We start from the raw sequence: 25,179 nt of genomic DNA, 5'->3' as shown, positions 1-25,179 counted from the left end.
AAAACGGTTACCTACAGCCTTAAAACTGTTCGATAACCTTTTCTTTTTATTGCGTTACGCCCAAAAGCGAAAAAGCAAAAAAATCAATCTTAGACCCAAACCCAAGTATCATCAATTATTTTTGTGGTTTTCGTATCAAGTGCTCCTTGGAAGTATTTGTCGATTACTTTTTTAAACGGATTTTCGTCCTCATCACTAACACAGGCAAAGAGCGTCATTGAAGCCTTTAATTTTATTTCATCGGGGGAGCCAAAAATATGGCTTACGTCGGGTTCCGAAAGGTTTAAGAGCGCATCGGTCATTTCCTTTAGTCGCTTTCCCAGCACGGGGTGATGCAAAAAAGCCTCCGCTTCATCTACGTTGTCTATTCCGTAAGATTTTGAGCTTTCACTCAAAGCCAAACATTTGAACTGAGGAAATACATACCACATCCAACGTCCTTTTTTTCTTCCAGATTTCACTTCAGAAAGTGCTGAGAGATAATCCTTTTCTTGTGCCTGTAAAAAACGATTCAAACCATTTTCCATAACCCAATCTTTTTTTAGTTTTTTATTTGTCCCCTTTTGTTTTTTAAGATGCTAAAAAACAAATTGTGATGTTTATAATAGTTCCATTTTTTTATCAGAAACAAATTTATACAAAAAAAATTGGAAGGTAAATCTCATTTTTCTTAAAACTTTACTACCATTTATTATTCGGTAGGATTCGTTTAAAATTCGGTAAATCTACCTTGTTTTTTAACGCTTTTTTGTACTAAATGAACTCAAAAACAAAAGATAAAATCGACCTTATTAACTCAATTTAACTCTTTTTAACTTGACAAAAGAGGCGTAATTTTGACTTTTTTTACCAAATAGCCTTTTAGAGCTATTAAAAATTTTCTAAAAGTTCTTTGAAACGCTCTCGAGAGGCTTGTATTTTCCCAAAAGGAGATTTTAAAAAAACGATTCGCTCACTTGCCGAAGAAATTGTGTCGATGTAATCTGTATTTAATAGGGTACTATTGTGTATGCGAATGAAATTAGGTATTCCAGCCAATTGTTCTTGATAATACCCTATATTTCGGGAACTTCTAATAATTTCATTATTAGAAAGATGAATACTTACCCCGACTTTTTTACTTTGTATGTAAACTAAATTTTGAAGGTCAATAAAATGTCTCAATCCAGCGGTATAAACCACAAGCTTGTTCTTTAAATGAAAAGTGCTCGTTTTGGAACTTTCCTCTTCAGTTTCAGTGTTTCTAACACGCTGAAAAGCTTCTTTGAGCCTTGTTTTATCAATAGGTTTGGGTATGAAATGCAATGCTCCATAGCGAAAGGCCATATCATAATATTCCGTTTCGCAATGTCCAGAGAAAATAATAGTCTGAAAATTGAGTTTGCCTTTACGTAAAAAATAGTCAAGTAAATCAAAAACAGTCATTGCCTCTGCAGCAAATTGAATATCAATAAGCAGTACGTCAGGTTTTAATAATTCTATCTGTTTTTGAGTTTCCATAAGGGAAGTAAACCTACCCAAAATGTGTACATCGGGGCGTATTTCCTTAACCAAAGCGCCTACCATATCAAGGGTTTCCGATATATCATCTGCAATAATTACTCGTAACATAGCTGCTTTACTTTAGATATTTTTCTTCATTGCAACTAAACAAGACAAATTTAATATTTTACACCAAAATAAAGAAATTTTCACCCAAAAATAAGCATCACTTTGGTTCCTTTCGCTGAGCTACGCGTAATAACTTCGATTTCAAAACCTAATTCTCTCAGCAGTTTAATACGTTTTAAAGTTAACCTACGTCCTTGTGAAGGATAACGCAGTTTTGAAATTTTTCTTTTCTGTTTTGCCACTTCTAACCCTACGCCATCATCTTTAATTTCAATATAAACTCGGTGGAACTTGCGCTTAACAAATATGGTGAGCGTTCCCTTTTTCGTATTAGGAATAAGTCCGTGACTAATTGCATTTTCAACAAAAGGTTGCAATAACATTGGAGGAATTTTGGTTTGATTTACATCAACATCATCAGAAATGATAAGTCGATAATCAAAAGAATTCGGATATAACATTTGCTGAAAATCAATAAATTCTTGAAGTAAGACCAACTCATAGGATAAACTTACCAAATGTTGTTTGATTTGTAACGTATCTTCCTTTTGGGTAGTGGTAACCGTTGAAGTATGCAAAAATTTACGCATCAATCCTGCCAACTTAAGTAATACGTTTTCGGCTTGTTCTGTTTGTAAATTTCGTATTTTGGATTGTACATTCGCCAACACATTATACACAAAATGCGGATTCATTTGTGATTGTATGGTTTCTACTTCTGATATTTTTGCCAACATAATGGTTTTTCGCAAACGGGTTTGTGTACGTTTTTGCACGTATGAAATGATTGCTATGGTTATTAGCAAAAGAAATATGACCGCTGGTACAAACCAAGCTTGATTATAAAATATCTTATTAACATAAATATCAATGGTGTACCGATTATCTAAATAACTTTCTTCCAATCCTTGAAACCAAGCACGAACTTCGAGTGTGGTTTTTCCGTGTGGTAAATTGGTCAGCGTGATGTAATTTTCGGTTTGTGGCTCACTCCAAGAGTCACCATCATCAAGGCGATAGCGATACCAAACGGGGCGAATATAGTTAAGTGCCACAGGGTCAAATGTTATGGTTACCGAATGCTGGTCTTTAGGAAGTTTTATTTTATTTTCATTGTATTTTATAGAAACGTTATTATAGCTTTTGAAAACCAAATTTAAAGGCGAAGCGTAATGACTGGGCAACAAATTAGGGTCTATTTTGGCAAGAGCATAGCTACCGGTAATCCATATTTTTCCTTCAGAATCTCTGAAAGCCCCTGTTTGTCCTGCTTCATTACCTAAATATCCGTTAGTTTCATTGTACAGCGACAGTTTAACGTTGCCTTTTTCAAACGATTCCAAATCAAGAACATACAATCCGTGAGGCTGCGAAAACAATAAGCGTTTTTCATCAATAGGAAAAACAGTTGACACTCCATCTTCCAACTGGGCGCATTCAAATTTTTGCAGACTATCTTTCTTTCTGTCATAATAAAAAAGCCCTTGATTGGCTCCGAACCAAACTCTTCCCGAAAAATCAGTAGCAATATCTATGGCTCTGATTCTCTTCTCTTGGTGAGTAAAAGTATATTTTTTTAGCTGATTTTTATCAAATTGATAACGATATATATCTCGAGCTGCAAACCAATAATCTCCTACCGAATCTTTAGCAACACAAAGTACATAGCCTTCCATATCTGATTGGCTTTCACGCCCCACAACACGTATGCGTTCTTCTTTATTGTTCCAAAATACCACATTATTACGAAATCCTCCTAAAAGTAAACTACGTTGTTTATCATAAAAAACATACAATGCATTAGGGTCTCCCTGCCAATGATATTCCAATATTTTTGTTTTTCCTTTCGGTGAACGTTTGACCACCCCCTTTGACCAAGCAAAGTACAATTGGTCTTTATCGTCTTTCACTGGATGAAAATAATACCCTGAATGATTGCTCATTGAGGGCATCTGTTCTTCCTTAAGAATATTTTTTTCAAGAGTTTTGGTGGAAAAAGAGTAAGAAGGAAACCAAAACTTACCCTTAGGTTGCTCAACCACTGCCCAAACTTCGGAAAGCAAATGCGGATTGTAATGGGTGAACGCCTCGGAAAACATACGCGTAAGTCCTCGCTCTGTACTGAACCATTGTACCCCATTACTATCCTCTAACCCATTGATAATAAATTGTTCGGGCATAGACACATATTTCACTTTCCCTTTTTCGATAAAATGAGCTTGATTAGGAATATAAAGACGAAGTTGATTTCTGATTTCGGAAGGTAATTGCCGTTGCCAACTTCCGTTTTGATACTCCCCGATGAGCTGATGTTCATTTTTACTCATTTGGTAGAAAAGAAAATGGTCAGTATTGATTTTTTTATAGGACGCAATTACGTTTTCATTGACACAAAGTGATTTAAGTATATAACCTTTCTTGCGTAAAACAAATGGATGACTTTGTAATTTATTGTCTTTGAGATTATATGCATAAAATTCAGTATTAGTAAAAATATAAAATTCATCTTGTTGATGAGCGTGTTTGACTGAAACACTTAATTCATTGTGAAAGGGTAACGGATAGAACGTATATTTATCTTTTGAAAAACATCCGATAAACCACTGGGCTTTATTATTTTTAGCAGTAAACCAAATGGTTTCTGTGGAACATAAATCAAAGGTTTCAGCCACATATTGATTGAGAGGAAAAGTTTCTATTTCATTCCCGTTAATTCGAGCAATTCCTTCTGAAGAAAACACCAGAATACGTTTTTGCTGGTCTTCTCTTATTTCCTCTATCACTCGAAAGGGAAATCCGTTTTTAGTGGTAAAGGCATAAAATTCTTTTCCGTTGAACCGAGCCACACCATTTTTGGTACCCACCCAAATGTAACCACGACTATCTTCAAACAAGGTAGTTACTTGTTGCTGAGGCAATCCGTCACGATCACTATACTGCTTATATTTAGGCAGTTCTAAATCTTGAGCATTGATAACAACTCCCAACAACAATACCAATATTTTAATGGCGCTACAGATCCGCATTTTTATCGTTGTCGATTAAAAACATCTTGTAAGATAGTCCTGTCTTTTCTACCACATTTTGCGTTCGTTGCTGATGCGTATCGGTGATGAAAAGTTGCCCAAATTGTTTATCGGTAACCAATCCTACTAATTTGGTTACTCGTTTGTCATCAAGTTTATCAAATATATCATCTAAAAGCAACACTGGGCTGACACCTAAATGTTTTTTTACATCTTGAAATTGAGCAAGTTTCAAAGCAATTAAAAAGGACTTTTGCTGTCCTTGGCTTCCATATTTTTTTATTGGATATCCATCAATTTCAAACAAAACATCATCTTTATGAATCCCAACCCCTGTATATTGCAAAAGCCTATCTTTATGTATATTACTTTGGAGCAAATCTATCAATGGTGTTTCATTGAGCTGACTTTCATAACGTAAATTCACCTGCTCTTTCCCCTGAGAAATATAAGCATATTGTTTTAAAAATGTAGGAAGAAACTGCTCAATAAAGTTTTTTCTTTTTTGATGAATTTGACTGCCCAAAACCGAAAGTTGCTCATCGTAAAGGGAAAGAGTCAAAGCATCAAAAGTTTGCTGATTGGCAAAATGTTTCAGCAAAGAATTCCTTTGTAACAATACCCGATTGTAACGCATCAAATCATCTAGATACAACAAATCGGATTGTGAGATAACGCTGTCCATAAACTTTCGGCGCGTTTCACTTCCTTCCACAATCAAATCACGATCGGAGGGCGAAATTACTACCATCGGAAATTTACCAAAGTGATCCGCCATTCGCTCATAGGGTTTACCATTACATTTGATGATTTTTTTATGCCCTTTTTTCACGCTACAACTGATTTGTTCTTGACGAGAGTCTGCTTCAAAAAGCCCTTCAATTAGATAAAAATCCTCCCCGTGGCGAATATTTTGTAACGCCGAAGGATTAAAATAACTTTTGCCAACTCCTAAATGATAAACGGCATCGAGCAAATTGGTTTTACCCACTCCATTATCTCCTATAAAACAATTGATATTTTCGTCAAAATCAAAACCTTCTGACGAAATATTTTTATAATTTACTACAGATATTTTCTTCAAAAACATGCCGCAATATACAATGAAAAACCAATATATTGCATCTGAACTTTCATTTTGTTGAAAAATATTGTTTAAAGGGCTTTCTATTAAAAATAAAAATTTTATTTTTGCGCGACGTTAATAGAAATGATATGGCAGTTTATAAGAAAAGAAACAACCGACCTAACAGAGTAAAACACACTGACGAGGTAACCCCTGAGGAGTTACACCAAGAGAGTACTACCGCAGAAGTTTTTGATACGCTCGACCAAAAAGCCTCAAAAACAGAAGAGTGGGTACAGAAAAACCAAAAAACCATTATTGGCGTACTAATTGCTGTAGCTGTAGTGGGACTTGCCTATTTGCTATACCAACAATTTGTAGTTGCTCCCAAAGAAAAAGAAGGAGGAAATGAACTATTCTTTGCACAAGAATTTTTCAATGAAGCGTTGAATGCCACCGATACCCAAGTTAAAGATTCTTTATTTACGCTTTCCTTGAACGGAAGTGCTGGAAAGTACGGCTTTTTAGATATTATAAAGCAATACAGCGGTACCAAAGCGGCTAATTTGGCAACTTATTCGGCAGGAATGGCTTACATCAACCAAGGACAATACGAAGAAGCCATTGAGTATCTTAAAAAATTTGATACTGATGATGATATGCTAGGTCCGTTAGCCTTAGGAAATATCGGAGATGCTTATTCTCAATTAAAAAACAATAAAGAAGCATTAACTTTCTATAAAAAAGCATTTGACCATAACAAAAATGAGTTTACAACTCCTATTTACCTTAAAAAAGCAGGAATCACCGCTCTTTTGTTAGAAAGCAATAAGGAAGCCAAGCAATACTTCCAACGTATTAAAGACGAGTTTCCTACTTCGGAAGAAGGAAGAACCATTGACATTTATTTAGGAAAAATAAGCGAATAACCTTATGGCAACCGAAAATAAAAATTTATCACAATATGATAAAGCAACAATCCCAAACGCGAAATTATTTCGCTTTGGGATTGTTACTTCTGAATGGAACCCTGAGGTTACTATGTCTTTGAAAGAAGGAGCTTATCAAACCCTTTTAGATTGTGGCGCTCTACCCGAAGAAATCATCTGTTGGGAAGTCCCTGGAAGTTTTGAACTTATACACGGCAGCAGAAAAATGATAAAAACTCAAACAGTAGATGTTGTAATTGCTATCGGTTGCGTTATCCAAGGAGAAACCCGTCATTTTGATTTCGTATGCCAAGGCGTTACCCAAGGTATTGCCCAACTCAATGCTACAGAAGATACTCCTGTTATATTTTGTGTACTGACAGACAATACATTACAACAATCATTAGACCGAAGTGGTGGAAAGCACGGTAACAAAGGTGTAGAGGCAGCAATTGCTGCCATAAAAATGGTTACTCTCACTCAAAAACATTCGTAAAAACGCTTAAACAAATAAGAAAACACCCTCTTACGGGTGTTTTTCATTTTTTGTCTTATTTATTTAGGGTTAAATTTTCAATTATAGTTTAGTGTATTTGATATTCTAAAATTGTGTTTTTTCCTTCATTTCGTTTTAACAAGTCGGTTAAAAAATTTACCTTTGTCGCCGTTTTAAATCAGTAAATCAAGGAAAATGTCAATACTTCAGGAAATACAAAAACGCAGAACTTTTGGCGTAATTGCCCACCCCGATGCGGGAAAAACTACCCTTACGGAAAAATTACTACTTTTCGGTGGAGCTATTCAGGAAGCAGGAGCTGTTAAAAGCAATAAAATTAAAAAAGGTGCGACTTCTGACTTTATGGAAATTGAGCGTCAGCGTGGTATTTCGGTGGCAACGTCGGTTTTGGCGTTCAATTATAAAGATTACAAAGTCAATATATTAGATACTCCTGGTCACAAAGATTTTGCTGAAGATACTTTCCGAACCTTAACCGCTGTGGATAGCGTAATTGTGGTGATTGACGTTGCCAAAGGGGTAGAAGAGCAAACCGAAAAACTTGTGGAAGTTTGTCGTATGCGAAATATCCCGATGATAGTGTTTATCAATAAGTTAGATAGAGAAGGAAAAGATGCTTTTGACCTTTTGGACGAGGTAGAACAAAAATTGGGGCTTTCTGTTACACCGCTGAGTTTTCCTATCGGAATGGGATATGATTTCAAAGGGATTTACAATATCTGGGAAAAAAATATCAATTTATTTTCAGGCGATAGCCGAAGAAATATCGAAGAAACCATCGCTTTTGATAATGTAAACGACCCTGAATTGGATAAAATCATCGGTGAGAAATCGGCTGAAAACTTACGTAGCGAATTGGAATTGGTGTATGAAGTATATCCGCCATTTGACCGAGAAGCCTACCTCAGCGGAACGCAACAGCCTGTTTTCTTTGGTTCGGCATTGAATAATTTTGGCGTTCGTGAGCTTTTGGATTGCTTTGTGGAAATTGCTCCGTCGCCCAGAGCCAAAGCCAGTGACAAACGCGTGGTAAACCCTGATGAAAATACGTTTAGCGGATTTGTTTTCAAAATTCACGCTAATATGGACCCGAACCACCGCAATCGCTTGGCGTTTGTTAAAATCGTTTCAGGAACTTTTGAGCGAAACAAACCTTATTTACACGTTCGGCACGGAAAAAAACTGAAATTTTCAAGTCCGAATGCTTTTTTTGCAGAGAAAAAAGAAGTGGTTGATATTTCGTATGCCGGTGATATTGTGGGACTTCACGATACTGGAAATTTCAAAATTGGAGACACGCTTACAGAGGGCGAAACCTTGCAATTTAAAGGAATTCCGAGCTTTTCTCCTGAACATTTCCGCTACATCAACAATGCCGACCCACTAAAATCCAAGCAATTAGAAAAAGGTATCGACCAACTGATGGACGAAGGTGTGGCACAGCTTTTCAAGTTGGATTTCAACGGACGAAAAGTTATCGGAACGGTGGGAGCGTTGCAATACGAAGTTATCCAATATCGATTGGAACACGAATACGGAGCGAAATGCAGTTATGAGAGCTTCCCGATACATAAGGCTTGTTGGGTGGAAGAGCCTGAAAATCCGAAAGATGCCGAGTTTCAGGATTTCCTTCGTGTGAAACAGAAATATATGGCTCGTGATAAGCACGGACAGCGTGTTTTCTTAGCAGATTCGGCGTTTTCTATCGAAATGGTAAAACAAAAATATCCAAACGTGAAGCTACATTTTACGTCGGAGTTTTAGGAAGAGTTAAAAGATTGAAAAATGACGATAAAAATGTTTTGGATAATAACACTACTTTTTTATCGTATCTTTATTGTTATTGTTATTTCTCCTAGCTTAATCAACTAAAAGATGTGAACAGACGAAAATTCATTAAAAAAACAGCGTTAGCCACGATCGGCTTGGGGCTACTAGGCGGTGGATATGCTTGGCAAATTGAACCTTTTTGGTTAGAGTTTGTCCGTTTGAAAATGCCTATCAAAAACCTACCTAACTCCCTTATCGGCAAAACATTGATGCAAATCAGTGACCTACACGTGGGGCATAGGGTCAGTACCGATTTTTTAATCGACGCTTTGAGAAAAGCACAAAACTTTCAGCCTGATTTTGTAGTTTACACAGGAGATTACATCACCTTACACCAACGTAAAGTATTGTACGATGAACTAAATAAAGTATTGGAAAACAGTGTAAAAGGTACATTAGGCACAACAGCCATTTTAGGAAATCACGACTACGGACACCATTGGCGTGAACCTCATATTGCCGATGAAATCACCCAACTCATTGAATCAAAAAACATTAAAGTCCTCAGAAATGAATCTGTTGAATTTCAAGGATTACATTTTATTGGATTTGATGATTATTGGGCTGGCACTCTTGATGCCCAAAAGGCTTTAAAAAATTATTCTCCTGAAAAGGCAAATATCGTGCTTTGTCACAATCCTGATGTATGCGATTTGGAGGTTTGGCAATCCTTCAAAGGTTGGATACTATCGGGGCATACCCACGGTGGTCAATGTAAACCACCCTTTTTACCTGCACCTATTCTACCGGTAAAGAACAAAAAATATGCTTCTGGTAAAATTGAACTTTCAGACGAGAGAACACTATACATCAACAGAGCATTGGGGCATTCCTTACAAGTGCGGTTTAACGTCAGACCCGAAATTACAATCTTTGAACTTGAAAAAGCTTAAAAAATTGATTTGATAACGATTAACCTCTCTCCTATTCTATTTTCTGTATTTTCTTGAACAAATCAGACAACAACAATCTGAATATAGCTCCCTTTTTTCTAGATTGTCGTGACAACTCTTATTTAAAAAAAGATTTTATACAGCAACTATTTAAAAATAATTGGCTATATTATTTATAAGTGAAAAATACTGATAGGAAATAGTTTTTTACTGACAGGAAATCCATTTTTCTTGATACAAAATTACTTTTTACTGATAGGAAATTCAATCTTACCAATAGAAAATAAAATTTTACTGATGAAAAATTGATTTTCTTTGATAGAAAATGAATCTTTACTGATAGGAAATTAATTTTTACCGATGGATAATGAGTTTTTACTGCTATAAAACAAATCTTTTGTAAAGTATTTCCTTATTGGGTTGCCTTTTTTGCGTAAAATGATTATCTTCGGACCTCTAAAAATCAAAATGATATAACAACCCATATTTGTAATTGCATTATGAAACAACTTTTTTTTATTGTTTTTGTAACGATTTTCAACTTCGTAATTGCTCAAAAGCAAGATATTTCGGTGGTGTTTGACCAACCTGCCGCTTTTTTTACCGAAAGTTTACCTTTAGGCAACGGACGTTTAGGAGCTATGGTATTTGGTAAAACCGATATAGAAACCATAGTACTCAACGAAATTTCATTATGGTCAGGAGGTAAACAAGAAGCCGATGATGAAAATGCGCATAAGTATTTAAAAGAAATTCAAAATTTACTTCTGCAAGGGAAAAATCTGGAAGCACAAAGTTTACTGATGAAACATTTTGTTGCCAAAGGAAAAGGAACGTGTCACGGCAACGGTGCAAATTGTCATTACGGATGTTATCAAACATTAGGACAGTTAAAAATCGATTGGAAATCAGATGCATCGGTAACCCATTACAAACGAGTTTTAGACCTTGAAAAGGCTGTGGCTACCACCCAATATGTACGCAATGGAAACCAAATCGAACAAATCGTTTTTACTGATTTCAATAATGATGTGATTTGGGTAAAAATTAAATCTGCTCAAAAAACGAATTTGGGTTTAAGTCTATTCCGTAAAGAAAATGCTCATTTTTCTTACGACAAAAATAAACTTATAATGCAAGGTACACTTCCGAATGAAAACCAAAAAGGAATGGAATTTGCCACAATAGCAGAGGTTTCCACTGACGGAGAGCTCACTGCCTCATTAGCTGGTTTAGAAGTACGTTCAGCCTCTGAGGTAATTGTAAAAATCAGTGCATCAACCAACTATAGTTATGAAAATGGAGAACTTGAAAACACCGATGTCGTAAAACAAACACTAGCGTACTTAAAGGCGATAAATTCCTTGTCTTTTCAAAACGCTTTACTTGAAAATCAGGTAACCTACGGAAAGATATTTAATCGAAATCGATGGGAAATGCCTACTTCATTAACCGATGAAAACTTGACTACTTGGCAACGATTACAGCGTTATCAGGCTGGAAATACAGATGCTCAACTTCCTGTTTTGTATTATAACTTCGGACGATATTTACTCATCAGTTCCTCTCGAAAAGGATTACTCCCTGCCAACCTACAAGGGCTTTGGGCTGAAGAATATCAAACGCCTTGGAATGGTGATTATCACCTAAATATCAACGTACAGATGAATTATTGGTTAGCAGAGGTCACTAATCTTTCTGATTTGGCTGAACCTTTACTTCGTTTTACTAAAAATTTGGTGCCTAACGGAAAGAAAACGGCAAAAGCCTACTATAATGCCGAAGGATGGGTAGCGCACGTGGTGAGCAATCCGTGGTTTTTTACCTCGCCAGGCGAAGGAGCTTCTTGGGGTTCTACCCTAACAGGAGGAGCGTGGCTTTGTCAGCATATTTGGGAGCATTATCAATTTACACAAAACATTGATTTTCTTAAAGAATACTATTTTGTACTGAAAGAAGCAGCCCATTTTTTTGAAGATATGCTTATCAAAGAACCTAAAAGTGGATATTGGGTAACTGCCCCTTCCAATTCTCCCGAAAATGCGTATTATTTACCCGAGTTGAAAGACGGAAAAAAACAACACGGATTCACGTGTATGGGACCAACAATGGATATGCAAATCGTACGTGAATTGTTTTCTAATGTACTCAAAGCCTCTGAAATTTTAAATAAAGATACGGACAAGCACCCTAAATGGAAAGATATTATTAAAAACACCGTACCTAATACCATAGGGGAACAAGGCGATTTGAACGAATGGTTTCACGATTGGGAAGATGCTGAACCTACTCACAGACACGTATCCCACCTATATGGGTTGCATCCGTATGACGAAATTACCCCTTGGGATACGCCCAAATTGGCTCAGGCAGCCCGAAAAACCTTAGAAATTCGTGGTGATGGTGGAACAGGTTGGTCGAAGGCTTGGAAGATCAATTTTTGGGCGCGTTTAGGTGATGGAAATCACGCTTTGACACTTCTAAAGCAATTGCTTACACCTGTAGCTATGGGTAGGCAACAAAGCGCAGGAGGAACGTATGCTAATTTATTTTGTGCCCATCCGCCATTTCAAATTGACGGAAATTTTGGTGGAACAGCAGGAATTGCCGAAATGTTACTTCAAAGTCACGGAAAAACCAATACCATTCGGTTCTTACCTGCGCTTCCTTCACATCCTGACTGGCAAAAAGGTAAAATAACTGGAATGAAAGCACGTAACGGCTTTGAGGTATCTTTTTCTTGGGAAAAAGGAATGTTAAAAGAAGCTGAAATTATTGCACAAACAGCAGGGAAGTGTTCGGTGGTGTTACCCGCACGTAAAGGTCTCTACCATAATGGAAAACGTATTGCTCGAGCAAGATGTAAGGCAAAACAAATTGATTTTCAAACTTTGAAAAATAATAAATATATCATAAAATAGAGAAAAGTTAAAAATAAATGACTATCTTTATCGGAGATAATTCAAAAAAACAAAAAAATGAGCATTAAAGAAAAGTACAGTTCTCTTTTGGACTTTGGCAAGGAGTTAGGAATGAAAAACGTGAGTGTTGAAGAAAAAGAAGATGCACTTTATGTTAATGGAGTGGTTAATACCGCTTATGAAAAGAACATCTATTGGGATAAGTTAAAATCAATTGGAGGAGAAAAACCTTCTGATATTAAAGCAGATATACGCATATTGGACGAATCGGTTTATGCTTATCATACCGTACAAAAAGGTGAAAGCTTAAGTAAAATAGCCAAACATTACTATAAAGATGCCTCAAAGTACAACGCTATTTTTAAAGCAAATACCGACATTTTAAAAGACCCAAATTTGATACACCCTGGGCAAGTACTCAAAATTCCTAAATTGTAATGATTTTAAAGGAAAAATGGTAGCTTTCGCTACCATTTTTTTATCCACCTACTCGTTTTACTTTAAAGCCTTTTTTGCATAAAAATTGCATAATCTTCTCCCGATAATCGCCCTGTATAATAATACTTTCGTCTTTGAAAGCACCACCTACCCCCAAAAAGATTTTGATTTCTCGGGCAAGAATTTTAAAATCGGCATCAGCTCCTTGGTATCCTTCAATAATAGTTACAGGTTTGCCTTTTCGTTTTTCGTATTTGCAATGTAAGGGTTCGTCTTGCATCCAAATATTGGGTTGTTCGATTGTAACTTCCTCTTGTTCAATATGATCAGGAAATAAATTTTTCAATTGTTCGCGTAAGTCTTTCATCGTTTTTTGATTTAAAATAAAGGTTACTCAATTCCGAAACGTTCAATGGCTTTTTCAAGCACGTGATAAACTGTATCTAATTGCTTGTCAGTAATGATATAGGGCGGTAGCAGATAAATACTATTTCCTACTGGGCGTAAAATCACCCCTTGTGAAATAAAAAAATTATACAATTGGTTGCGCAATGCTCCGTAATAATCGGTTTGTTGTTTTGTTTTCAACTCAAAGGCTAAAATAACCCCCAATTGCCGTAAATTTTCGATTTTGAAATTATTTTTATGTTTATTGATAAAGCGCTGATGTTGATTTTCAATACGTTTTATGTTTTGTTGCATCTCTTCGGAAAGTAGCAAATGTAATGCCTCCAAAGCAATGGCACATCCTGTGGGGTTTGCCATAAAGGTATGCCCGTGGAATAAGGCTTTATTTACATCTTGGTCGTAAAAAGCCTCAAAAATACGTTCGGAAGCTGAGGTAACGGCAAGTGGAATGGTTCCTCCTGTTAAAGCTTTGGACAGACAAATAATGTCGGGCTTTTCTTGCAAATAATCACAAGCGAAAGTTCTTCCCGTTTTACCAAATCCGGTCATTACTTCATCAGCAATGGTGATTACTCCGTTTTTTTGAGCGATTTGTAGCAGTTTGTCCAATGCCTTTGGCGCATACATTTGCATTCCTGCAGCCCCTTGTACTAAGGGTTCAAAGATAAAAGCAGCTACATCTTTTTCGGTGATAATTTGTTTTAGTTTTTCGGCGACAAGATTTTCATTTTTTTCTGTTGGAATCGGGATACGAACCACTTCAATGAGTTGTTTTTCAAAAGCTTTTGTAAAAAAAGAAATTCCCGAGGCAGCCATAGCCGCAAAGGTATCTCCGTGGAAAGCATTTTCAAAAGCAACCACTACGTGTCGTTTTTTTCCTTGATTGAAGAAAAATTGTAGTGCCATTTTAAGAGCAACTTCAACAGCTGTGGAACCGTTATCGGAAAAAAATATTCTTTGTTGATTGTTAGGCAATAACGCAAGTAATTTTTCGGCAAGTTGTACCGCAGGGGCGTGAGTAAATCCGCCAAAGAGCACGTGTTCAAGCTCAGTAAGTTGCTGGAATGCAGCTTGAGCCAAAGCATTGTTACAATGTCCAAACGGATTTACCCACCAACTGGCAATGGCGTCGATGTATTCATTTCCGTTTTCGTCCCAAAGCAAAGCATCTTTTCCTTTGACGATGCCTATTGGAGCATTGGCAGTTGCGTGTTGCGTGTAAGGATGCCAAAGGCAATTTTGGTCGCGTTCTTGTAGAGTAGGCATATTTTTCAATAAAATGTTTTGGGTTATATTACAAAAAAGAGGATGACAATTTTTAGTGTCAAGCTCAACGAAGTCGAAGCTTAAATATATGATGCCTTATTCACATACTCAATTTCGCAACTTTGATCAGCTTAATAAGACACCTTTTTGTTTCTCCGATATCATACCTTTTTAATCATTCCTATGTCTTATACTATATTTTGGGGTAAAGATACCACATTTTTAACGATTCCTTATTTTTCATTTGGTCGTTATTTAAACATTCTGTTTTAAGATGTTTATTTTTAGGTTGATATGATATTAAAATTTAAAAACAAAGTTTGAAAGATATTTCGTATTACAAAATTTCTCACAAGAATAGACACAAAAAAAGAGGATTTTTAATCCCCTTTTATAAAAGCAAGTACTTCATTTCCCTGAGCATCATACAGCGTCAGATTTAATTCCTCAAGCTTATAGGAAGTTACCTTTTCCATAGCTTGGTTGTACTGATTGGCAATTTCCATTTCAGGACATAATTTGGCGGTTACCCCTATTCCTGCGAAGACAATTTTCTCATCAGTAAGCTGCTCAATCTGACCGAAATAATTATTACAGCTATCGCTTCCACTGATGCTCATTTCTGTAAGATTGATTTCCAATATCGGAATGCCTTCTTTTTTCTCAATCGACTTTCCTCCAATGCGAACAGCTCCCCAAATATCGTGCAAACGCTCATTTACCTTCTTTTTAGGACTGAAAATCAGTATCTCTTTATTTGAAGCATCCAAGAAAATCAACTTTCCTTCGTCTATTTTAAAGGTACGAACCTGCGACAAGGCATCGAAATATGCCATTTCGATGTTATCATCCATACACATTTTTTTGGTTGCACCAATTTTTCCAAACTGAATTTTATTCTGATGAAGTTCTGTAATCGTTCCGAAATAATTGTTACATCCGCCAACTCCGTTTATTTTTTTCTCTTGTAAATGAAGTTCCAAATTGGGCTTTAATGATTGTGTAACTTGGTTTCCGTTAATTTTTTCCAATGTCCAATTTGCGTTAAGTTCAAAAGACATATCTTTCTGTTTTTCAATTTCTTTTATCATCGTGTATTTTACCGAAGAAGCATCGGCAGGGACATTTTTGCTATCCAATTGGGTTTCTTTGACTTGTATCTTCTTAAAAAATCCTTCCTCGAAAACAAAATTTTCTATTGGAGCATAAAAATATTCCCATTGAGCTTTATCAAGGTCTTCATTTTTAGAAACTTGCAAACATTCGGCTTTTCCTGCTCCTGTATCACAATCTACTTTTACGGAATTCACCCAATAAATTTGTTCTTTTGAAGTAGAACACGCCGAAATGGCACCCCCAATTGCCAAAAAAAGAATATATTTTAATTTCATATCTTAATAATTTAAAAATTTGCTAAGCATTACTACAAAAAGCATTCCATTTTCGCACAAAATCTGGATTTTTTATTTCTACTTAGGAAATAAATTCGAAGCTTTTTTTCAACTTTTAATCATAAAAAAAGACACATTATATTGTGTCTTTTAGTTTCTGTTATTGTATATTTCTCTCAAATTAAGGCTACTGTTGTACATATTCTTTTACTGGAACTATGGTATCAAAAGCCCCTACAAAACGCAAGCCTTCATAGGTAGGTTTTCCTGTGTAGGCGAGTGAAGCGTCTTCGTAATGTTTGAATTTTAGCACGGCATCGTTCATCAAGGCATTATTGAATAAACCTAAACGGCTGAGTAGCTCAAAGTCTTTTACCGTGATGCCTGTTACTTTTTTAAATAACTCGGGTTCTAATAGGGTAATCACATCGTGTAAAGTTTGTTCTCTATGCTCTGAGAGATACATAAATATTGGGATTCTGGTAGCAAATTTGATGAGTTTTTCTTGAATTTGCTTTCTTCTATTTTTATACTCTTTTTCCTCTTCTGTGAGTTCTTTTTTAGCTTTACTATCAATGGTTTCATTAGAGTTTGCCATCTCTTTTTTGGTTTTCTTTATCTTCTCTGATGTATTGATGATGGTTTCTATCTCTTGGCTCAGATTACGGAAGCCTTCTATCTTTTCTAATACGGCTAAGGCTTCGGAATTGCTCAGAAGCTTTTGCAGGGTTACATTATCCACATTCACCAAGAGTGCCGATTCCCAACGCCTTGCTAAAAGTGTGGCGGATGTTCCGCTACTTGCGATGTCTAATATTTCTGCAGGACTGATTTCTTTCATACTACTGCCATCATACGCTAAAATAGGTAAGAAGTTCACCAGCTCGGCTACTTTTTCTTCGGGGGAGACTTTGGGGGCAATGTTCAGCCTTTCCGAATAAGCGGCCACTTGCTTCAAAGCTCGGTTGGGAGCAAAATCAAATATATAGCATTCGTTCTTGATGATTTCCTCCTCGTTGGGGCTATCGCCATTAGGGTTTTTAATGACCCAAGGTGTTTGTACACGGAAAATCGATTGAAAATAAGTTTCGGGGCTGGAAGAGTTACGAAGCATAAAGAATCCTGACCAAGGGTGTACCGAAACTCCTGTAGTGAGCTTCCCACAAGAAAGGGTAATGGTCTTGGTTTTTAGTGGGTCTTGCATTGCTTCTTTTACTGGTTTTAGGGCATCTACCCCTATTCCTGCCTCTGTTCCTGCACATACAATTACTTTATAGTCATCAAAGAATTTGTTTTGTGGCTCTGCTAATAAGTTTGCCATTGCGTAGCAAGAAGCTACATTGGGCAAAAACCAAAAAGTATGTTGTAAGATACCTAATAAACGGCTGTCGGAAAAAGGCATTGGAGGTTTGTTCTTTCCTTGTTTTAGGTCAGACTCTACCGTTCCAATGAATTGTCCACGGATAAGATTTAGCCATTTTTGAACTTCGTCTCGGTATTTAAAAGTAGCATTTTTGCCTTTGACCTCTGCGGAGAAAAATACATTCAGGTCAAACTCGTTAAACTCGCCTTTCATTGCGATATGCTGTATTTGTTGAGGAAGTTGGTAAGTCATCATTACCATTCTTGGGAGCGAGGCATAGGGGTTATTTTCGCCTTGCCATTGGGTTTTGGCTTTTTGCTCATCAGAATAAGTCCAGTTGTAGATTTGTTCTTCGATAAACTCCCCATCGGCAATGGCACGGAAGGGCGTACCCGAAAGGTATAAATAATGCTTGGTAGTAATGGGTAATAGCTCTTCATCAAAGTAGCTGAAATCCTCCACCTTACCTAAATCCTCTTTCTCTAATTCTTGTTGCTCCTGTGTTATGCTTTCTAGCTCCTTTTTCTCTTCTTTACCGAAAAGGTCTTTAGATTTGTCTCGCCACGCCCCGAAGTGGTATTCATCAAAAATTACGCAGTCCCACCGCTCCTGATGTACCCATTCATTTTTAGCCTTGATACCTCCGGATTTTTTGTCTAGACCTAAATGATCTTGAAACGAACCAAAATAGACAAAAGGCTTGCTGTTATCAATGTCTTTGGGAGATAAATCTTCTTCTTTGTTGGAAACAAATTGCCAGTCTTTAAAGTCAATATGATTTTGTAAATCCTCACGCCAAGCACTGAGTACGGCGGGTTTGAAGGTAAGTACCAATATCTTTTTCCAGCCCATTTTGAGTGCCAACTGATAGGCGGTAAAAGTTTTCCCGAAACGCATTTTGGCATTCCAAAGGAAATGAGGGGTAAAGCCTTCGTCTTTTACGCTGTTAAAATATTGGGTGGTTTTTTCTACGGCAGCTTTTTGCTCGGGACGCATACCGAAACTTTGCGTCCTATCGGTAATGGTTTTAAGTCCTTTTTTCTCAGAGAGAATGGCGGCTTTTACATCATTTAGCGAACACTGAAAAAACTCTGTTCTTTTGCCTTTATCTCCCACAATTCTGGCAAAGCCCATTTGCTCTAATCTCTTATGAATATTGGTGTCTTTGAAGTAAGTGCCGTCTTCTCGGGTGGCGATTTCCTCCAACACGATTTCCCAAGTTTGGCGAGGGAGATTGATGTTTTCTTGTTGCTGACGCACACGCTCTGCAGCATCATTCTGCGTGGTATAGCCCACTTTTAGGCAGCCCTCAAAACGCTCGTCTTGATAGGCGTAGATTTTTGGGATATTGTTGTTTGGAAACATTATTTTAATTTTTTTTTACATCTTAAAGATTTCATCTGTGTGTATCTTTAAGTTTGGAAATATTATAGAATTTACATCATCATCTACAATAGGGTTTTGTGTATGATATTTTCCGTTTTCTAATACATTGACCAGTACGCTCTCTTGGTTGGGGTCTATGATCCAATATTCCTTAACACCAGACTCTTCATAAAGCTGGAACTTCTCTTTCATTTCTTTTTTTGAATTGCTGGGTGAGAGAATCTCCACCACCAAATCAGGGGCTCCTATACAGCCTCTTTCATCTAACTTGCTAAGGTCACAAATGATACAAAGGTCTGGCTGAACCACGCTGAAAATATCTTTATCTTCAAGACTCTGTTTGGGTATTCTGACATCAAAAGGAGCAGAAAATAATTTACAGGTTTGCTCTTTAAAATGTAGTTTCAGCTCAAAATGTATATTCCCTGAAATGATTTGATGTTTAGTGCTTGGTGCTGGGGACATTTCCATTATTTTACCCTTGAATAGCTCCACTCTCTCCTTAAATCTCCAAAGAAGATAATCAGCGTAAGAATAGGTTTTATTTAAGTCTAATTGGTTAATATCTGTGATTTCCATACCTTAATATTTTCCACAAATTTAGAATTTATTATTTAGAAAATCAAGTTACAAGAGCCAATAATCAAGTTGTGAAAACAAAGAGCTTACCTCATCTAAAATCTCACTTCTCTCTACTCCATGGGTCTTACCATTTTTTCTATATAGGCGATTTCTTCCTCCGTAAGACCATACTTAGCATAAAGCTCATCGTCCGTCCAAGGCTTGGAAAAATCCTGCATTGGCACGAATTGGTAAGTGCCTTTTGATGTGTTTTGAGTAGGTTTCTTCAACAATACCATAAACCGAAAAAATTGAGTCTTGATATAGCTCATTACATTCTCGCATCGTTTTTTATCTCTAAAAGGACCGATGACCAAATAAGTTTCTGTACAAGCCGAATTAGGTTCTCCATAAAGAGGCGTGTTTAAAATCTGGTGAGGAAAACCTTCCCCCGCACCATAGGCTTTACCTACATATACCTTATGAGCATCTATCCATTGAGTGTTTTGTGGAATATCGTTTCTTTTGTAATAAGCCGTTCCTTTGGTTTGGTATAACAAAACATTATCTTCATCTTTATAAGGCTTGACATTACCTTTTATCGTGGATTCTAATCCAAAAGGTCTTCTTGAACTCACCACCGTAGAAAAAGATTCTTCTTTAAAACTTTGTACTTTTCTCAAAATAGGGATAGCTTCATTATAACGGATAAAGACTTCATTCCCTTCCTCTTTTAGTGGTCTTTGCATTTCAGAAACCACTTTACCCTCTTCGTAAGTTTTTATCAAACAATCTCCATTATAATCACTTTGCCAAAGGAAATAATTTATACCCCCTTTAATTTCTACCCCTGGGAATACTTCGGAAGCCATTGGATAATCGTAGATTTCTTTTATTCTTTTGTCTTTGAGCATTTCATCTCTAAAATCATCTAAGCCTTTCCCACCAGCAAACCAACGGCTCGGCACAATCATACAAAGATAATGAGGATTAAGCTTTATAGCTTGTTGGATAAATAAATGGTAAATAGGCTTTGCTGAGCTACCCATTCCTCCACCTCCATCACTCATTTGATAAGGAGGGTTTCCTATAATGACATCAAATTGCATATCTTGGTAAGGGTTATCGTTATGGATAAAATTATAAGCGTGCTGGGAGAGTCCTTCTCTTTGGTCTTCACCAAATTCTTTTTGGGTGGCTCCGCAGTAGGTGCATTTCCCGTTTTTGTCCCAGCTATGGGGCAGTTCTTTAAAGTAAATATTACCGTTTTCGTTTTCAAAATGGGTAACAGAGTGTTTGCCATTGGCACGGGTAGAGCAGTACAGGCTTCGGCGTGAGAGATAGACGGTAAGCTCGGTAATACCTATGCCATAGAGCTGGCGGTGCATAATGTGGTCTATCCGCTCTTGCAGGTCGGGGATTTGGGGTTCCAGTCCTTTTAAAAGTCGTTTAGCAATTTCGCGTAAGAAAACGCCACTTTTAGAAAAAGGGTCCAGAAATTTGGCGTCGGGGTTGCTAAAGAGTTCCTGCGGTAGGGTGTCCAGCATTTGGTTGGCAATGTCTGGTGGGGTAAAAACCTCATCGTTGCTCAGGTTGGCAAGGCAAGTGAGTACATCAGGGTTGTAATTCATTTTTAACTAGGTGATTAGCGTATGGCATATTGCCTATCGCTTTTTATTCTGTTCCCAGTTCCAAAAAATGCTTTGTGATAGGTGCTTTTACGGTTTGTTCGGCAAAAAGTGAGAGCATCCCTCCTTTGACATTGGCTTTTTCACCGTAATCAAAGTAGTTGGCTATAATTTCCCTTGTAGATAGTAATCCTGACCAATGGGTGAAGAGGATAGGCTCGCCCTCGGGCGTGGTATAGCTTAGGGCATCGCCACAGATGATGTTTTGGGAAATGATGAACTGTACGCTCTTCATCAGTTTTTGATGGTCTTCGTTTCGTTCGATAAATTTTTTGGGATACGATTTTTGGAATTCCGCAAAGAGCCTTTCTCGGCATTCTTGGGTATTATCAGGAAGGAGCTCCACACCATATAGACTACCTGCCACCAGCACCAAGCTAAAATCGTAGTCTAATTTGTTTTTTTGGGTGGCTTTTAGCAAGCTGATTTTTCGTCTTAAAATCTCAATGAGGAAGTTACCCGAGCCACACGAAGGTTCTAAAAAAGTAGCGGTCAATACTTTATCTGTGGTGCCTTGTTCCAGATTTTTCCAGACCAAATCTACCATTGCTTTTACCTCTCGTTCATTGGTAAATACCTCACCGTGGTCGGCTACTCGCTGTTTAGATTTTACTTGCCTTCCCTCCATCTAATTTTTAGATACAGAAATAAAATATCTCCTTGTTCCTTGGGGAGATGTTAGTATTCAACTCAAAAAAGAGCAGGAACAGAAATTTTATTCCTTACAAGATAGAAGAGGTGCTACACAGCAGAGGAACAATGAATGTTCCTCCACCTCATAGGCTAACCTATTCTGCATTGCTTAATGAAATTTTCCAGTTTTCAAACAACAGAATAAAATTAACTCTTTTTATGTTTCCTAAAATAAACGAAAAAAAGCGTGAGTATTTTACATATCTTGTTGTTTGTGGCACTGGAATAGCCTAGCAATACAAAATAGAAAATCTCACGCCTATACAGCGAGAGCATTAACCATTTGTTTCTGTATTGCTAAGAAAGTTTCCAGTTTTCAAACAACAGAACAAAAGCCAACGCTTTATTTATCGTTAAAATTTGTGCAAATATAATAAAAAAATTAAAACATTAAAGTCTAGCTACATTTAACTTCTATAAACGTACGAAATAATATTTTTTGAGTTATTATAATTTGAAACACATAGAAAGCATAAAAAACACTACTCAATGTATTATTTTGTAAATTATTTGTAAAAATTTTATTTTTTTAACTAATTTTTTAAAGATATCATACTTTTTACATTACCTCCTGATTTTGAGGCAAATTTAAAAACTTTTTGCTGTTTTTCAATATTTTAAAAAAGAGACGTTTCTTCGTTATTCCATAAATTTAGAATTTATCAAAGACAATCATCACATTTACATTTCATTTTTGAGAGTTCTACTTCAAAAGTTGTATGATGGATATTCTGATGTTCAAGCGTGTGCTTTAGTTCTTTTTTGACTCTTTCCATTTCTTCAAATGTAATGTTGTCCTTCACCACCAAATGAGCCGTCAGTGCGTTTTGCGAACTACTTAAAGCCCAGATATGTATGTGATGTACCGAACAAATTGCAGGGTGCTGTTCTATAATTTCTCTGATTTTATCCACCTTAATATTTTGCGGAACTCCGTCAAGAATTAACTTGACGCTCTCCATAAGCAAACGCCAAGTAGAAATAAGAATAATTACCGCAACAAGGCAACTTGTTATCACATCAGCAATATTCCATCCAGTAAAATAAATTATTATCCCTGAGATAATTACACCAACGGACACTAACGCATCTACCAATAAATGCAAAAACGCCCCCTTGATATTGATGTCCTCTTTTTGTCCTTTATGGAAAAGAAAAGCGGAAAGTGTATTGATAATCACTCCAATAATAGCGGTAATAATAATCACACTGCTGGTCATTTCAGGCGGAGATTGCAATCGCTCAACAGCTTCAATAATAATTTTAATAGCAATGTACACCAGCAACAACGCATTGATAAGAGACGCTAAAATAGAAGCCTTTTTGTAACCATACGTAAAGGAATAGGAACTCGCTTTTTGTGTCAACTTAAGTCCGATGAGGGAAATTAAAAGACTTGCTACATCGCTCAGGTTGTGTGTTGCATCTGAAATAAGTGCCAATGAATTTACTTGAAAACCCGCTACAAATTCAACAATGGTGTAAATCAAATTCAGCCCGATACCCACATAGAAAGCTCTGCTGATATTTTCCAAATGGCTCACAGAATGATGATGGTGATGATGCTCTTCGTGTAAATGTCCCATTGCTTTGTATTTTTAGTTTGTTGTTTATCGGTTTTGTTTTTCTTCGCAAAGGTAATGCTTTTCGGATTGAAAATCACGTTAAAAAGAAAAAACTACCCTTTTCAGGATAGTTTTATTAAGTTTCTTCCAATTATTTCAGCTCTCCAAACTTGCCTTGTTCAAAATCTTGGAAGGCTTGTATGAGTTCTTGGCGGGTGTTCATCACAAACGGACCATAAGCTGCAATGGGTTCGGCAATGGGTTCTCCGCTAAGCACCAATATCAAGGCATCAGAAGTGGCTTCCAAAGTGAAATTTTCACCATCGTTTTTGAACAAAACAAAGTGGTCAGCAGCGACTTCCTCCTGTTCGTTTACACGGATGCTTCCCTCCACCGTTACCAAAGTCGTGGTGTAATGTTTTGGGAAAGAAAGTGTGGTTTTTCCTCCTCTTTGCAAACGCACATTATACATATGGATAGGACTAAAAGTAGAAGCCGCACCTTTCACGCCGTTGTATTCCCCTGCAATCACCGCTACTTCGCCATCGGTTATCGGAACTTTGGGGATATCCGCATTTTTTATCGCCTGATACTTAGGCGGAGTGGTTTTGTACTTTGCCGGAAGATTCACCCACAGCTGCATCATATGGAAAATTCCGCCCGATTTACTCCACTCGGTTTCGTGAAATTCTTTGTGCAAAATGCCATTTCCAGCGGTCATCCATTGTACATCGCCCTCTCCGATTACTCCACCTCCACCTGCACTATCAGTGTGTTCTACCTTGCCTTTGTAAGCGATGGTTACGGTTTCAAAACCCTTATGCGGATGCACATCTACACCTTTCGGAATTTCACTCGGTGGGAAAACATACGGGGCATTATAATCCATCATTATAAAGGGGTCCATACGCTCCATAGAAGAAGTTCCAGGAATGAAATTATGTACGCGAAATCCGTCTCCCACAAAATGCGGTGTGCCAGGACGAACGATTTTTTCTATATGTTTGGTGTTCATAGTGTTCTTTTTTTGATATGTTATTTACTGTTTTACAACATATTAACTACAATGAAAATTATTCTGACTAATCGTTTTTCTTAAAAATATTGGTTTTATCCAAGTTCAGAAAAGGATTGTTCAAATTCGGATTATCTTCAAAAGTATAATTCGACATTCTTCTTCTAAATAATTCATTACGAAGATTGATGACTACTTTTTCCAAATCTGCCATATTTTTGAAATCTGCTTTTTCAAATATAATCTCCGAATCTAAAATTCCTGCGATTTTCTTTATTTTGAGAATTTCTTGTTCTTCAATAGTTGCATCTGCCAATATTGCTCCCACAGCAAAGAGATTCAATTTTTCAATAGCTTGTTCGGCATTATCCGCAAATTCAAACACAACTGAAGTATATACTTTTGCCAACTCTTTGATGAAAGTTTCTTCTTTAGAAACAATCAAAACAACATTTTTTTTCATTGTTTAATCTCCTTTAATTTTTCCAATACAAAGATACAACTATCTGCAATATATTTTTCAGTAATAGCACATTATCTAGCTAATATACTTTTATATATCAATTGATTTTCATCATATTAACAAAGTTACAATACAATGTTTTTGAAAAA

Annotated in this window: 20 protein-coding genes; 6 read left to right on the top strand and 14 right to left on the bottom strand. The window is 36.7% G+C overall.

Features of this window, described 5'->3' with window-relative positions; all coding sequences use genetic code 11:
- Positions 1-89: 89 nt before the first annotated feature.
- From CGC47_RS00810 to recF, 4 genes are all read right to left on the bottom strand, one after another.
- Positions 90-527, bottom strand: coding sequence for a DUF1810 domain-containing protein (locus CGC47_RS00810; RefSeq protein WP_042000923.1), 438 nt, complete (start codon positions 525-527; stop codon positions 90-92).
- Positions 528-870: 343 nt separating this feature from the next.
- Positions 871-1,611 carry a LytR/AlgR family response regulator transcription factor gene (locus CGC47_RS00805; RefSeq protein ID WP_013997106.1) on the bottom strand — a complete coding sequence of 247 codons (741 nt, stop codon included), beginning with the start codon at positions 1,609-1,611 and terminating at the stop codon, positions 871-873.
- 80 nt (positions 1,612-1,691) lie between these two features.
- Positions 1,692-4,637 carry a sensor histidine kinase gene (locus CGC47_RS00800; RefSeq protein WP_095899857.1) on the bottom strand — a complete coding sequence of 982 codons (2,946 nt, stop codon included), beginning with the start codon at positions 4,635-4,637 and terminating at the stop codon, positions 1,692-1,694.
- Entirely contained in the window at positions 4,624-5,727 is a 1,104-nt protein-coding gene (recF, locus tag CGC47_RS00795) for a DNA replication/repair protein RecF (RefSeq protein WP_042000913.1), read from the bottom strand. Before recF ends, CGC47_RS00800 begins: the two co-directional genes overlap by 14 nt.
- 125 nt (positions 5,728-5,852) lie before the next feature.
- Here recF and CGC47_RS00790 point away from each other — a divergent pair, with 125 nt between their 5' ends.
- From CGC47_RS00790 to CGC47_RS00765, 6 genes are all read left to right on the top strand, one after another.
- Positions 5,853-6,632 (top strand): tetratricopeptide repeat protein, encoded by a 780-nt coding sequence (locus tag CGC47_RS00790; RefSeq protein WP_042000911.1) that lies wholly within the window; start codon positions 5,853-5,855, stop codon positions 6,630-6,632.
- Positions 6,633-6,636: 4 nt separating this feature from the next.
- A complete protein-coding gene (gene ribH / locus CGC47_RS00785; protein WP_013997102.1) occupies positions 6,637-7,128 on the top strand; it encodes a 6,7-dimethyl-8-ribityllumazine synthase in 492 nt (163 codons plus the stop codon).
- A 195-nt stretch (positions 7,129-7,323) separates the two neighbouring features.
- The gene (locus tag CGC47_RS00780) at positions 7,324-8,913 is read left to right on the top strand and encodes a peptide chain release factor 3 (RefSeq protein WP_018279773.1); all 1,590 of its coding nucleotides are present in this window, start codon (positions 7,324-7,326) and stop codon (positions 8,911-8,913) included.
- A gap of 113 nt (positions 8,914-9,026) precedes the next feature.
- Positions 9,027-9,872 carry a metallophosphoesterase gene (locus tag CGC47_RS00775; RefSeq protein WP_042000908.1) on the top strand — a complete coding sequence of 282 codons (846 nt, stop codon included), beginning with the start codon at positions 9,027-9,029 and terminating at the stop codon, positions 9,870-9,872.
- Positions 9,873-10,372: 500 nt separating this feature from the next.
- Entirely contained in the window at positions 10,373-12,793 is a 2,421-nt protein-coding gene (locus tag CGC47_RS00770; RefSeq protein ID WP_042000168.1) for a glycoside hydrolase family 95 protein, read from the top strand.
- A 57-nt stretch (positions 12,794-12,850) separates the two neighbouring features.
- Positions 12,851-13,231: a LysM peptidoglycan-binding domain-containing protein gene (locus CGC47_RS00765; RefSeq protein ID WP_041984616.1), complete on the top strand. Its 381-nt coding sequence runs from the start codon at positions 12,851-12,853 to the stop codon at positions 13,229-13,231.
- A gap of 40 nt (positions 13,232-13,271) precedes the next feature.
- Here CGC47_RS00765 and CGC47_RS00760 read toward each other — a convergent pair whose 3' ends face one another.
- From CGC47_RS00760 to CGC47_RS00715, 10 genes are all read right to left on the bottom strand, one after another.
- Positions 13,272-13,598 (bottom strand): translation initiation factor, encoded by a 327-nt coding sequence (locus CGC47_RS00760; protein WP_042000171.1) that lies wholly within the window; start codon positions 13,596-13,598, stop codon positions 13,272-13,274.
- Between the two features lie 23 nt (positions 13,599-13,621).
- A complete protein-coding gene (gene bioA, locus CGC47_RS00755) occupies positions 13,622-14,905 on the bottom strand; it encodes an adenosylmethionine--8-amino-7-oxononanoate transaminase (protein WP_042000174.1) in 1,284 nt (427 codons plus the stop codon).
- A 380-nt stretch (positions 14,906-15,285) separates the two neighbouring features.
- On the bottom strand, positions 15,286-16,296 hold the full coding sequence (locus CGC47_RS00750) for an META domain-containing protein (RefSeq protein WP_095899856.1): 1,011 nt from the start codon (positions 16,294-16,296) through the stop codon (positions 15,286-15,288).
- A 187-nt stretch (positions 16,297-16,483) separates the two neighbouring features.
- Complete coding sequence (locus tag CGC47_RS00745) at positions 16,484-19,024, bottom strand: GIY-YIG nuclease family protein (protein WP_042000177.1); 2,541 nt, start codon at positions 19,022-19,024, stop codon at positions 16,484-16,486.
- A gap of 15 nt (positions 19,025-19,039) precedes the next feature.
- The gene (locus CGC47_RS00740) at positions 19,040-19,624 is read right to left on the bottom strand and encodes a Uma2 family endonuclease (protein ID WP_042000180.1); all 585 of its coding nucleotides are present in this window, start codon (positions 19,622-19,624) and stop codon (positions 19,040-19,042) included.
- Between the two features lie 113 nt (positions 19,625-19,737).
- Complete coding sequence (locus CGC47_RS00735) at positions 19,738-21,237, bottom strand: Eco57I restriction-modification methylase domain-containing protein (protein WP_042000183.1); 1,500 nt, start codon at positions 21,235-21,237, stop codon at positions 19,738-19,740.
- Between the two features lie 43 nt (positions 21,238-21,280).
- Positions 21,281-21,922 carry a hypothetical protein gene (locus CGC47_RS00730; protein WP_013997089.1) on the bottom strand — a complete coding sequence of 214 codons (642 nt, stop codon included), beginning with the start codon at positions 21,920-21,922 and terminating at the stop codon, positions 21,281-21,283.
- 727 nt (positions 21,923-22,649) lie between these two features.
- Positions 22,650-23,573: a cation diffusion facilitator family transporter gene (locus CGC47_RS00725; RefSeq protein WP_042000192.1), complete on the bottom strand. Its 924-nt coding sequence runs from the start codon at positions 23,571-23,573 to the stop codon at positions 22,650-22,652.
- 130 nt (positions 23,574-23,703) lie between these two features.
- On the bottom strand, positions 23,704-24,567 hold the full coding sequence (locus tag CGC47_RS00720; protein ID WP_042000194.1) for a pirin family protein: 864 nt from the start codon (positions 24,565-24,567) through the stop codon (positions 23,704-23,706).
- Between the two features lie 67 nt (positions 24,568-24,634).
- Positions 24,635-25,030 (bottom strand): hypothetical protein, encoded by a 396-nt coding sequence (locus CGC47_RS00715; protein ID WP_042000197.1) that lies wholly within the window; start codon positions 25,028-25,030, stop codon positions 24,635-24,637.
- Positions 25,031-25,179: the final 149 nt, after the last annotated feature.

Origin of the sequence: Capnocytophaga canimorsus (assembly GCF_002302565.1) — a bacterium.
Classification (GTDB): domain Bacteria; phylum Bacteroidota; class Bacteroidia; order Flavobacteriales; family Flavobacteriaceae; genus Capnocytophaga; species Capnocytophaga canimorsus.
Note: the sequence above shows the minus strand (reverse complement) of the source record. Positions and strands in the feature narration are given on the sequence as shown.